Origin of the sequence: Methylobacter svalbardensis (assembly GCF_037671525.1) — a bacterium.
In the GTDB taxonomy this organism is placed as follows: domain Bacteria; phylum Pseudomonadota; class Gammaproteobacteria; order Methylococcales; family Methylomonadaceae; genus Methylobacter_A; species Methylobacter_A svalbardensis.
This window is the reverse complement of sequence record NZ_JAWPOH010000005.1, coordinates 12196-24946: the sequence shown is the minus strand read 5'-3', so window position 1 is coordinate 24946 and position 12751 is coordinate 12196. Positions and strand designations below refer to the sequence as shown.

The following is a 12751-nucleotide window of genomic DNA, read 5'->3' as shown; positions in this document are numbered from 1 at the left end:
CACAGCGCGTGGGAACGAGAGCAAACCAGCCCCCGGAGTTTTTGGCTAGCAGAAACTGACCTGAGTGCAAGCTTTGCTTGCCAAAGCAGGCGAAGCCTGCACTCCAGAGTCAAGGTCATTTTGGTGTTAATGGCATCTTGACAGCTATTCGAATATTTTCGTGCTTTTCGTGTATTTCGTGGACAAAAAATCATCATGCGCCGCGCGGTGTCTCGCCGCGCGCCTCCAGCAAGGTTTCGCTATGCAGGTATAAAGCCTGTAATGCATCCAGCGTCTGTTGCTGAGGCTCGGCCCACATGCCCCGACCGGCGGCTTCCAGCAGGCGTTCGGCAATCGCGTTTTGCGCCCACGGATTGGCTTGTTCCAGAAAGCGTTGCATCTCCGGGTCCATCGCGTAGGTTTCGGCGACTTGCTCGTACATCCAATCGTCCATCACCTGGGCGGTGGCGTCGTAGCCGAACAAATAATCGACGGTCGCGGTCAGCTCCAGTCCGCCTTTGTAGCCATGGCGGCGGATGCTGTCCAGCCATTTGGGGTTGACCACGCGGGAGCGGAACACCCGCAAGGTCTCTTCCTTCAGGTCGCGCACTTGCGCCCTTGACGGATCATGGCTGTCGCCGAAATACTTGCGCGGCTGCTGTCCGGTCAAGGCTCTGATCGTGGCGATCATGCCGCCGTGAAATTGCAGGTAATCGTCGCTGTCGAAAATATCGTGCTCGCGGTTATCCTGGTTGTGCAGCGCCACCTGGACGCCGGACAGCCGGGTGCGGAACGCGTCGCGCTGATCATTGCCCTGCTGGCTGCGACTATAGGCATAGCCGCCCCAGTTGACGTAGGCTTCGGCAAAATCGGCATCGGCCTGCCAGTTTTTTTCCTGAATCAGCGGCAAGATGCCCGCGCCGTAACTGCCGGGTTTGGCGCCGAAGATGCGCAAGGCAGCGCGCTGTGAGGCTTCATCTTCGGTCAGGCCTTGGCCTATCCATTCGCCCAGTTCGGCAAGATAATGCTTGCGCACAAAGTTTTGCGACAGCGGTTCGTCCAGTGTAATCACGGCGTTAACTGCGTCGTCAATCAAATCGATCAGTTGCGGAAAAGCGTCGCGGAAAAAACCGCTGATGCGGGTCGTCACATCGATGCGAGGACGTTTTAATTCGTCCAGCGGAATGACTTCGACGCCAGTCAAGCGGCGGTTTTCAGTCTGCCACACCGGACGCACGCCGAGCAGCGCCAGAATCTGCGCGACGTCGTCGCCGTGGGTGCGCATCGCGCTGGTGCCCCAGATGCTGATCGCGACGCTCTCGGGATAATCGCCGGTTTCGCGGACATAGCGCGACAGCACTTCATGGGCAAGTTGCTGGCCGACGCGCCAGGCGGATTGGGAGGGCACGCTACGCGGGTCGACCGAGTAGAAATTGCGTCCTGTCGGCAGGATGTGTGCCATGCCGCGAGTCGGCGATCCGCTGGGGCCAGCGGGAACATAGCCGCCGGACAGACCGCTCAATAAATTATCGATTTCGTCGGTGGCGCGGGCAAGATTGGGCACCAGTTCTTGGCAGGCAAAATTAAGTACGCGTCTTACAGCTGTGAAATCATCGTTCCCACGCTCCGCGTGGGAACCATAAATACTGGTATCAAAGGTTTTACTGATAGCCTGGTCTATGGCTGACTCGGCGTAAGAATGTGCCTGCAATTCACTGAATAAGCGTTTGCATAGCGCTTCGATGGTTTCCAAAACGTCGGCATGGGTGGGCAAAGATCGCCCGGCCAGTTTTTCAAGTTCGGGAATTGCTTGATCCAATCGGCGGCCTTGGCGCTCCAGCAGCGAATCCATGCTCAGGCCGAATAACCGCGCAATTTCTATCGGCAGTCCGGGGATGTCCTGATTCGGCAAGCGGGTCAGCGAGACCAGCATATCTACCCGTTGCTCGCTTTCGGGTGCCAGTCCTAATATATGCAAGCCGTCGCGGATTTGCGCCGCTCCCAGTTCGCACAGGTAGCCGTCCAGATCCTCGATCAAATGCGCGACATCGGCTCCGGCCATTTTGGTCAGCAGTTCGGGTAGGCCGTCTTCGTCGTCATGCTCATCGACTTGATGTCCATGGTCGTGTCCGTCATGTTCATGGTGACAATGGTCGTGACCGTGATGCTCATGTTCGTGGTGATCGTGGTCATGCTCATCGTGATGATGTCCATGATGGTGTTCTTCATGTTCGTGAGCATGGTGATGGTCGTCATCGTGATCATGGTCGTGGTGCAACAGCCGGGCCTGCAAGTCGGTATCCAGATTGGTTTCTTTGACCAAGTCCCAGATCTGCTGCTGCAACAGCGGTAACTTCGTCGGATCGAGCACTTCTACTTGATAATATTCATCGACCAGTTGAGTCAGCTGGGCCAACGCGCCATACGTGTCGGCGGTGGTCATCGGCGGCGTCAGGTGATCGACGATGACCGCATGGGCACGGCGCTTGGCCTGCGCGCCTTCGCCGGGATCGTTGATGATGAACGGGTAAAACAGCGGCATATCGGCCAACAGCGCATCGGGGAAACAGTTTTCCGACAAGCCCACGCCTTTGCCCGGCAACCATTCGAGCGTGCCGTGCTTGCCGACATGCACAATCGCATCGGCTTTCCATTCGTCGCGCAGCCAGCGATACAGCGCATAGTAATGGTGGGTGGGCGGCAAGTCGGGCTGGTGGTAAATTGCGTCGGGGTCCATGCCGTAACCGCGCGGCGGCTGCAACGCGACGAAGCTGTTGCCCAGTTCCAGGCCTGCCAACGCGATATGATCGTCATGCACATAGGCTTCGCCCGGCGCGGCTCCCCATTGCGTGGTCATTTTCTGCTGCATCTCAAGCGGCAGGTCGTCAAACCATGTCTGATATTGCGCGGCCGGTACGCGGCCAACGGCATGGGCTAGTTGTTCGGTTGTGAGATAAGTATTGTCGTAAGCACAACGGTCGATCAGTTGATGTATCAGCGCGGTGCCGCTTTCCGGCAGCTTGCCGATGTTGTAACCGGCAGCTTGCATGGCTTGAAGTATTCGAATCAATGACGCTGGCGCATCCAGTCCGACCGCATTGCCGATTTGCGAGGCCTTGCTGTTGGAGTTGGTGAACACAAAAGCGATGCGCTTGTCGGCATTGTTCAGATGTTTAAGCCTTGCAAAGCGCGAAGCGATTCCGGCAATACGCGCGACTCGATCCGGCAGCGGTTGGTATTCGACCAGTTCGTTCGACAGGCCGGAGGCTTTCGCCTTGAACGACAGCGGCACGGTGATGATGCGTCCGTCGAATTCCGGCAAGACCACGTTCATTGCCGCATCCAGCGGATTGAGGCCGCGCGCCGATTGCTCCCACTGCTGCTGCATCATGCCGCTGGTGATGGCTTGCAGTACCGGTACATTGAGGCGTTCCAGCACCGACACCGACCAGCCTGCGGGCGTAGCGCCGCCGAGAGTGATTTCGCCCATCGCAAACGCGGTGGTGTTGATCAGTACGTCGATATGCGCGCCCTGCTCACCGTTAAAATAGCTTAATGCTATAGGAAGGGCATCATCGCTGTGGCCGACTGCCAGGGATGGCGGCCGAGATTGCTCCTGGCAATCCTCGGCATTTCCTCCATCCATGGAGGTCAGAAGTGTCGCAATCGGTACGACTGCATGGATGCAGGAGGTAGAGCAACGCAGGGAGCAGTTGCCGAGGGAACCGATGCGACCTGCGCGTAATGACGAGGTAAACACGGGCAATACGTTCAGACCGCGTTTTTCCAACTCATAAACCAACGCATCGATAAAGCGGGTGTTGCCGCTCATCCAGTGGGCGCGATAGAACACGATGCCGATGCTGGCCTTATCTGGCGTTCGCAAGGCAAGCCAGTCGTCTATGCCGGCGTCTTGCGATAAATCGGGATGATAAATGCCGTGTTCGGGCAAATCCACTGCGGGTTCGAAGCCAAAACCGGTCAGCAAAAAATGATCGGAAAGGTAGCGCAGCAGTTGCGCCATATTGACGCTGCCGCCGGCCTGAAAATAGGCCTGTACCTGATGCAGCACGTCGGGTGATACGGTGGACGCGGCTGCCAATTCTGGGTCAGGTTCGCCGGTGCCGCTGATTGCGATCAGGTGTTGCGCTTGATTTTTAGTATGGCGAAGCAGATCGGCAAAGCCGGGCACGCTGCCGAGACGCCCTAATACGCGTAACACGATGATACGCGCCGGAGCAAGCTGATGCTTCAACAATTCGGCCATTTGCGCATCGCTTTCCAAGGCCTGCAAATTGATGCCGGTGGCCTTGGGGAAACTTTCCGGCATTTGCGCCTGTGCGCTTTGCAGCACCATGAGGTCGTTGGGTGCATGGGTCAGCAAGGCAATAGGAGCGTTCATATTTTGCATGTGGGGTAGTAGGATGTGCTGAACGCAGTGAAGCGCATCAATATCGCGAGCGATGCGCTTCGTGCCTCAGCACATCCTACGGGCCTTCGTAGCACCATGAGGTCGTTGGGTGCATGGGTCAGCAACGCTATATCAGACATCGCCGGTACCCAGGCGGTGGAAAACATGTTCGGTTACTTCAACACCCTGTTCCAGGTGTTCGCTGACGATGCGCTCCAGCACGGTCTCGTCGGTACAGGAATACCAGACGCCTTCAGGGTAGACAACCAGGATCGGGCCGTTTTTGCAGACCGCAAAACAGTTGGAGCGGGTGCGTTTTACGTTGAGCTGGGGGCGGGCATCGATTTTTTGACCCAGCTGTTGGAACATGGCTTCGGCTTCGGTGTTGTATTCAGAACAGCGCGAGCCGGTACACATCAAGACATGTTTATCGTGGGTTCTCATGATTTTTTTTGGTAAAACTGTCCCATCAAACCGCCTAGTGCCAGCCAAAAAACAGCGTTGGCAATAGCGGCGGCGGTGATAAAGGATTGTGCCAATTCGGCAGGTGCAGCGCTGCTGTGGACTTCCGGCTGCGGAGCACTGATTAAATGAGGTGCTGCGAGTAACACCGCACCGAAAAACCGGTACGTTTTGGTTTTGGCAAAAGCCAGTAATGACAGCCCGAAGCCGGTATCGAGCACAGTGATCAGCCACCAACTTTGTCGATCTGTCAGTTCGGCAGCTGTTGTGCCGGGAACTTCGGGCGGCAATCCTAAAGACGGTGCAACGAAAAAGGTTGTGTAGCCTGCCAGTCCCCACAACAGTCCCATGCGCCAACTGCCGGTGCGGCCGCGCAAACACATGACCGCGCCAATCAGCAAGGCAAAACCAACGCCCAAGGCGATATTGGCTACCGCCGTAAAAAATGTCCGCTCCCAGCCGTTTTCAGGCTGCCATTCATGCTGTTCGTGGCTATTGTCGGCATTGGCTGTGGCCTGTTCTTCGTACACTTCGGCCTGGAGCAAGGTCGGGATGACTTGAATTTGCTGAACGGCCGTCAGCAACAAACCCGCCAGCAAGCCGGTCCAGAGAGCCGCAGTAAGCAGCTCTCTGAAGGTAGTCAGATTAAACATTAATGGCACGGAAAACTGGCGGAATGTCGTCCATCATGTGCAGTGTTATGTAAGGGTGCAATGTCAGAAAAACCGGCGGTGTACAACAGTGCCAAGCCCAACATGCCGGCCAGCATGGCAGGAAATATTTTGTCTTTTAAAGCTTCGGAACGGGCTTGAGTTTGAGCGTTATCAAGCAAAACAGGTGTTGATGACATGGGGTTTCTCCTGGATAAAGAGACAGCAAAGCCGCTAACGCAAGCGCGTTATCGGCAGGAATAATCTGTACGAGGGAGAAAGTGCAGGACGGACGCGCAGAGAGCAATCCATCTGAGCGCCCTCCGCGCACAAATTCGATTATCACTTCAGGCCGGTCTCCGGGCTCACGAGTTGAAAGCCATGTTAGAGCTTCCAAGGTTAGCGCCTTCCCATGCATCACACAGTGGCGTTTACCAACCTTTTACTTGTTTACCGTTGCGGGGGCAGCGTGGGTTTTGTTTGCATCTTGAGCAAACTCACCGACTTCCCGTTTCAATTCTGCGGACGATAGTCCATGAATACCTAAAGCAAATTTTACCGGGCTAGTATATTCACTCGATAAAAAACTAGCAAGCGTTGAGGTATTGCTAATGAAGGCTTAATTCAACAGCAATGGGAGATTATCTGCCGAATGAGTAACTTTTTACAGGGCTAGGTAGTACGCTGTAAATTTGCTTTATCAAAACAAAATCTTATAATCGTTTCTGCTTTCAGGTTCCAGAGGGTTTTTCAGACCCAATGGTTAAACGGGAAGTCGGTAAGGTTTTGACCGAATCCGACGCTGCCCCCGCAACGGTATATAAGTAAAGTTTCATCGAGATGCCACTGTGTTCACGCATGGGAAGGTGATGATTCAGGCTAACGCCACTTATAAGCCCGGAGACCGGCCCGAAAGTTTAATTCGGTACAGCGGAGGGCTGTCTGCGAAAGTGACCGTGCAGCTTCGCGTTTGCGTCATTTTTCGTTTTCTATTGTCCTCTGTTGTGTAAATCAACCATTATGCGCGGGCGGCGCAGAGAGGACACATGCAAAATTTTATCTTCGACCCATTATTACTCACGGGTTTTAATCCCCAGTTACATCCGCAGGAAACCCCGAAAAATCTTCCCGATATGATGGTTATCATGTCCAGTTTGGCAGTTAGAACAGGATCTGCCATACATGTCAAACAAAAACAAAACGCTACAATCTGCGTTGGTATCGGTGTTTTTCTGGCTCTTAACTGCGCGATGGTTAACGCCGACTCTCAACCTTTGGAACTTGATGAAATGGTCGTCGAAGCAGGGCGAGAAAAAGACCTGATCGGTACAACCGGATCGGCATCTCAGGGCGAAGTCAGTCAGGCACAATTTGAATACCGTCCGCTTTCCCGTAACGGCGAGCTGCTGGAAGTTATTCCCGGCGCTGTAGCTACCCAGCACAGCGGATCCGGCAAGGCTAATCAGTATTTCCTGCGCGGATTTAATCTCGACCACGGCACCGACTTTACGACTTACGTCGACGGCATTCCGATGAACATGCCTACCCATGCCCACGGGCAGGGCTATATGGACATCAATAGCGTCATTCCCGAACTGGTGAAGAAGATTGAATACGGCAAGGGACCGTATTATGCGGAAGTCGGCGATTTTTCATCAGCCGGTTATTCGAAAATGTTCTCGATGGACAAATTGCCTGAAGGCATTTTGAAGTTTACCGGCGGCGAGTTCGGTTATTACCGCACCCTGCTAGCCAATTCCAACAAAGTCGGCAGCGGCGATTTGCTTTACGCCGGAGAATTTAATTTCTACGACGGCGTCTGGCAGCAACCGGAGGACTCGAAAAAATTCAACGGCATGCTGCGTTATACTCTCGATAAAGAGGACTGGGGGGTGTCGGTTAACGGGAAGGGCTATACCAACGACTGGACCGCAACCAATCCGATCCCTCAAGCGTTGGTCGGTAACGGCACGCTCGGCCTTTACGGCACGATGGATCCTACGGATGGCGGCAAAACCAACCGCTACAGCTTATCAACCAATATTTGGAACAAAGGCGATAACTGGAAAAATGACGCCAATATCTATGCGCTTTATTACGATGTAAACCTCTATTCCAATTCTACCGGTTATGCGGACAACCCGGTTAACGGCGACCAGATACGCCAGTTTGAACATCGGGTGCAAGCCGGAGGCAATATCGAACATACCCGCTATAACAAGCTGTTCGGTTTTGACATGGACAATACCGTGGGTTTTCAATTTCGTCACGATGAAATCATGGGCTTGGGTCTGGATCGCACTCAGGCTAGGCAGCTGGTAGATGTTGTCAGCCACAGCAATGTCAGCGAGACCACTGCCGGCGTTTATCTGAAAAACCAGACCTATTGGCATGAAAAAGTGCGCACCATCGCCGGTTTAAGGGGGGATTTTATCCATAACGATGTCACGGTGCTCGACACGGCCATGCATGATCCTCAGGTGAATGCGGCAAATTCAGGCAATGCAGGGCAAGCGCTAGTCAGTCCGAAGCTAAGCCTGATTATCGGTCCCTGGTTCAATACCGAATACTTTGTCAATGGCGGTTTCGGCTACCACTCCAACGATGCGCGCGGCACTACGCTGCAATTTGATCCGGCTACAGGTGCCGCACTAGACAGCAGTACCGCCAAGATCTCGCCTATGGCCCAGTCACGCGGCGCTGAAACCGGCATTCGCAGCAACTTTATCAAAGGCTTGAATAGCACCCTGGCAATATGGTGGCTGGAGAGCAATCAGGAGTTGGTATTTTCTGGCGATGCCGGTACAACCGAGGTGCGCGGAAAGTCCCATCGTTACGGCGTTGAATGGACCAATTACTACAAGCCAACCGATTGGTTGACGCTGGATGCCGACTTTGCGTTGACTTCGGCGCGTTATGTGACGACTCCGGAGGGTGAAGCCAACAACTATGTGCCCAACTCGGTGGGCAGAGTCATTACAACCGGCGCTACCGTGGTTGCCCCTAACGGTCTGTTCGGCACGATACGCTTGCGCCATTTTGGCGACATGCCGCTGGATTCGTTGGGTACGTATTGGGCCGGCTCTACCAGCATCGTCAATTTGGGTGCGGGTTACAAACAGAAAAAATATAAGCTGGAGTTTGATATTTTCAATATTTTCGACTCGACCGCCAACGATATTGCCTACGCTTATCAATATGCCTATCCCGCCGGAGCCACACCGCAGACGGATATCATGAAACACCCTGTCGAACCGAGAATGGTGCGAGCGACTGTTACTGTCAATTTTTAAGGCTTAACCAACGCAAAACCTTTCGTACAGGGCAACAGCATGGTGAGTCGCGATTTGTAGGGCGCAATACGCGATAAAGCTGCTATTGCGCTCTACAGGCTACACTTACTTAGCGGAATGCAGTCAGTCGACCGCCATGGTAAAAATTCCTTAGATGAGGCAACATCGGTTAAAATTTACATTTACGCTTTCCTCTCACTTATTTCCAAATCATGTTTTTTGCCAAAGATTTCATTGAAACCGCTGAAGGGCTTATTTTCGCTGTGGTAGAGCGGGGCCTGGAAGATGGCAAGGTGTTGTGTTTTTTACGTTATGTGCGCGAACCTTGCGGCTGGAAAAAATATCAGACCGTAGAGGCTAATGACTTCCTCGAACAAAACCACCCCGATTATCTGCATTATTCTCCGGTCTTGGATGCGCATTTGCATGCGGTCGTCGTAGACCGGGTCGTCAAGCATCATCAACCCAAACACCGATTGCAGCAGCTGATGCAGTCAATGCGGCATGATGCTGTGGAGAGCGATTTGTTCCGGTTGTGCGAGTTATTTCAACAGCACGGGCTGGATTTAATGCAAACCGGAATCACCGGATCAATATTGGTTGGCGTTCAAAACCAAGCTTCGGATATGGATCTGGTTTGTTACGGCAGGGAGGTTTTTCACCAATGCAGGGCCATTACCCGCAAGCTTATTGGATTGGGAAAGTTGCAAGAACTGAATGAGCAGGATTGGCAGCAATCTTACGCGCGCCGGTCATGCGAGTTGAGTTTCGATGACTATGTCTGGCATGAACGGCGTAAATGCAACAAGGCCGTGATCAACGGGCGGAAATTCGATTTGAATTTTATCGATGATAGCGCAAGTTCTGGGACTATCAGTTACCAAAAATGCGGTGCGGTTAGCTTGCAGTGCAGGGTGATCGACGATAGTCACGCATTCGATTATCCGGCTGAATTTAAAATAGATCATCAGCAGATCAGTGCTATCGTCAGCTTTACGGCGACCTATACAGGGCAGGCCGTCAGCGGCGAAAGGGTCGAAGTGTCGGGCGTTCTGGAACAATCGGAACAGGGCGTTCAGCGTATTGTAGTCGGCTCCAGCCGTGAAGCGCACGGGGAATATATCAAGGTTATTCAGTGCATAAGTTAGCGGATTTTGCTGCGGTTATTTTCGATATGGACGGTTTGGTTTTGGATACCGAGAGCACTTACATGACCGCATGGAAACAGGCTGCAAGTGTTATGGGCTATGATTTTTCCGAGGATTTTTGTCGGTCGTTGTCAGGGCTGCATTATCAGGATATAGAGTTGAAACTGATCGACTATTGTGGGGTCGAATTTGATCTGCAAAGCTTTAACCGGCTCAGCGGCGGTTGCTGGCGTGATCATGTCAATGTCCACGGTATCAATATCAAACACGGCTTTAGCGGATTGCTGGAAGTGCTGATCCGGCAAAAAATACCCTATTGTCTGGCGACTAACAGTCGGGCCGTTAATGCGCTGGAATGCCTTGAGCTGGCCGGAATCAAAGAGGTTTTTCCAATCGTTATCAGCCGCGATCACGTTCAGCATGGTAAGCCGGAGCCGGATATTTTTTTAAAAGCCGCAGCAGTATTGCAAGTGGACATCAGCCGGTGTCTGGTGATTGAAGACTCGCATGCCGGTATCGTGGCGGCATTTAGAGCAGGAGCTGTTTCGGCGTTTATACCGTCGACAGCGCCGGTCGATCCGCAGACCATTGAACTGTGCGATTTGATGATGGACGATTTGGTTCAATTGATGAACGCGATCGGCGCTTAGTTCGCAGCCGATAGGCCGATCATGTATACTTCCAGCAATTTTTTGCAGCATAAATACAGCATAAGCCTTGATAGTTCAACATTCTAAAGTCTCAGTCATTGCCCCGGCCAGATTGCACATGGGCTTTATCGATTTAAGCGGATCATTAGGCCGACATTTCGGCAGCATCGGTGTTGCGCTTAATGAAATCAGCACCAGCCTGTCGGTAACCGGCGCCGAGCAACTGACCATTACCGGCCCCGCCGCACAGCGGGCAAGAAAGTGTGTGTCCCTATTGTGCGAGGCGCTGCAAGTATCAGACAAGCTCAAGATCACCATTGAATCCGCGATTCCGGAGCATGTGGGTCTGGGTTCAGGCACGCAAATGTCCCTGGCACTCGGCGCGGCGCTGAATGAATTTTACGGCTTGGGGCTTACTGTGCGTGAAATCGCCGCCGTGACCGACCGGGGTTTGCGTTCCGGCATCGGCATCGGCGTTTTTGAACAAGGCGGCCTGGTTGTCGATGGCGGACGCGGCGAAAAAACCATCACCCCACCGGTGCTGGCGCACATGGATGTACCGGACGACTGGCGGTTTATTCTGGTGTTCGATCAGCGCGGCCAGGGTCTGCACGGGCAGCAGGAAATACAGGCCTTTAAAGAGCTGCCGCCTTTTCCCCGGCAGGAAGCGGCACGCTTATGCTATTTATTGCTGATGCAGGGTCTGCCTGCGGTGGCTGAAAACGATATTATTCAATTTGGCGATGTGATCAGCCAACTGCAACGCTCGGTTGGCGAACATTTTTCCTCGGCTCAGGGCGGCGTTTTTACCAGTCCCGAAGTTGCGGCCGCCATGCAATGGCTGGAGCAGCAAGGTGCGGTGGCTATCGGTCAAACCTCATGGGGGCCGACCGGGTTTTGCGCCATTGATGGGGCGCAGTTGGCGGAATCAATCACCGATCAGGCCAGACTGGAGTTTGCGCATTTCGATAACTTGAGTTTTGTGGTTGCCAGTGCGCGGAACAGTGGAGGAGATGTTTTTGTGGGTTAGCATCTGACTTATGGAAACGATACTGATTGTCGCCAGTTCAGGACGCATGCTGGCGCAGGCGGCAACCAATATTGGCTTGAAGCCGCTGGTTATTGACCTGTTTGCCGATCTGGACACGCAAGCTTTAGCGGAAGATTTCCGTCAGGTAAAGTCATTGGCCGAGCGAGACTTGGCGCCTGCCGTAGATTATTTTATCGAGCGCTATGCCGTCACCGATGTCATTTACGGCAGCGGTTTTGAATGTTTCCCCCAAAGCTTGCATTATCTGAATAGCCGCTTGATGTTGCTGGGCAATGATCCCGATGTTTTTTCCGGGCAGCTGGATAAGCAGGCGTTTTTTTCGACACTGAAGCAGTTAAACATTCCGTACCCCGAGGTTGTTTTTGATGCGCCTGATTGCGCAGAGGGTTGGTTGCTTAAACCTATGCAAGGGCAGGGTGGTGTCGGGATAAGGCGTTATCAGGCTGATGACAGTGTCGATAATTCGGTTTACTGGCAAAAGTTTCAAGCCGGTACGTTACATTCGGTACTGTTTCTGGCTGACGGGCAACAGGTGCAAGTCGTCGGCTTTAATAGCCAGTGGTCTGTGCGTTTAAGTAAGGCTCAGGAATTTGTTTTTTCAGGGGTGAGCAATAGCTGTGATTTGTCGGATGCGCATAAAGCCGTGATAACGGCTTGGCTAAAACAAATGGTTCAGGTGTTTGCGCTAAAGGGCTTGAATTCGCTGGATTTTATTCATGCGGATGATTGCAGTTATATGCTGGAAATTAATCCCCGGCCCTCCGCCAGTATGCAGTTATATGATCAGGGTTTGCTGGCTCGGCATATTCAATCCTGTGAGGGAGCGTTTGTAGGGGCGACTTCAGTCGCCAAGTCACCAGAAGCCGGGCGACTGAAGTCGCCCCCACAGACAGCCTGTCAAATCGTTTATGCTGAACGTGATTTAACCATTCCAGAGCGATTCGAATGGCCGCCTTGGTGTATGGATTTGCCTAAGCCAGGTGCATTTGTTCCCACAAGACGGCCGATTTGCAGTATTATTGCCCACCAAAAACACTCACGGTCAGCAGCTGTACAGCTGCTGATTAAACAACAACTTATCCTTAATAAACTAGAAAGGTTTTGATC

9 protein-coding genes and 2 riboswitches are annotated in these 12751 nt (G+C 53.1%); of the genes, 5 read left to right on the top strand and 4 right to left on the bottom strand.

Annotation, left to right across the window (positions count from 1 at the left end):
* Positions 1-193 precede the first annotated feature (193 nt).
* From RW114_RS03285 to RW114_RS03270, 4 genes are all read right to left on the bottom strand, one after another.
* Positions 194-4381 (bottom strand): cobaltochelatase subunit CobN, encoded by a 4188-nt coding sequence (locus tag RW114_RS03285; protein WP_340121282.1) that lies wholly within the window; start codon positions 4379-4381, stop codon positions 194-196.
* 141 nt (positions 4382-4522) lie between these two features.
* Positions 4523-4834 (bottom strand): (2Fe-2S) ferredoxin domain-containing protein, encoded by a 312-nt coding sequence (locus RW114_RS03280; protein ID WP_340121281.1) that lies wholly within the window; start codon positions 4832-4834, stop codon positions 4523-4525.
* A complete protein-coding gene (locus RW114_RS03275; RefSeq protein ID WP_340121280.1) occupies positions 4831-5505 on the bottom strand; it encodes a CbtA family protein in 675 nt (224 codons plus the stop codon). The genes RW114_RS03280 and RW114_RS03275 overlap by 4 nt, the downstream gene beginning before the upstream one ends.
* Positions 5505-5702 (bottom strand): CbtB domain-containing protein, encoded by a 198-nt coding sequence (locus RW114_RS03270; protein ID WP_340121279.1) that lies wholly within the window; start codon positions 5700-5702, stop codon positions 5505-5507. The genes RW114_RS03275 and RW114_RS03270 overlap by 1 nt, the downstream gene beginning before the upstream one ends.
* Before the next feature lie 133 nt (positions 5703-5835).
* Positions 5836-6064, bottom strand: a riboswitch (cobalamin riboswitch).
* A 154-nt stretch (positions 6065-6218) separates the two neighbouring features.
* Positions 6219-6429: riboswitch (cobalamin riboswitch) on the top strand.
* 119 nt (positions 6430-6548) lie between these two features.
* Here RW114_RS03270 and RW114_RS03265 point away from each other — a divergent pair.
* The 5 genes from RW114_RS03265 to RW114_RS03245 all read left to right on the top strand — a co-directional run bounded on the left by RW114_RS03265 (position 6549) and on the right by RW114_RS03245 (position 12749).
* Complete coding sequence (locus RW114_RS03265; RefSeq protein WP_340121278.1) at positions 6549-8795, top strand: TonB-dependent receptor; 2247 nt, start codon at positions 6549-6551, stop codon at positions 8793-8795.
* Between the two features lie 212 nt (positions 8796-9007).
* Positions 9008-9943, top strand: a complete 936-nt coding sequence (locus tag RW114_RS03260) for a hypothetical protein (RefSeq protein WP_340121277.1) — start codon at positions 9008-9010, stop codon at positions 9941-9943.
* Positions 9931-10593 (top strand): HAD family hydrolase, encoded by a 663-nt coding sequence (locus tag RW114_RS03255; protein ID WP_340121276.1) that lies wholly within the window; start codon positions 9931-9933, stop codon positions 10591-10593. The genes RW114_RS03260 and RW114_RS03255 overlap by 13 nt, the downstream gene beginning before the upstream one ends.
* 67 nt (positions 10594-10660) lie before the next feature.
* Positions 10661-11623 (top strand): beta-ribofuranosylaminobenzene 5'-phosphate synthase family protein, encoded by a 963-nt coding sequence (locus RW114_RS03250; RefSeq protein ID WP_340121275.1) that lies wholly within the window; start codon positions 10661-10663, stop codon positions 11621-11623.
* A gap of 10 nt (positions 11624-11633) precedes the next feature.
* Entirely contained in the window at positions 11634-12749 is a 1116-nt protein-coding gene (locus RW114_RS03245) for an ATP-grasp domain-containing protein (RefSeq protein WP_340121274.1), read from the top strand.
* Positions 12750-12751 lie beyond the last annotated feature (2 nt).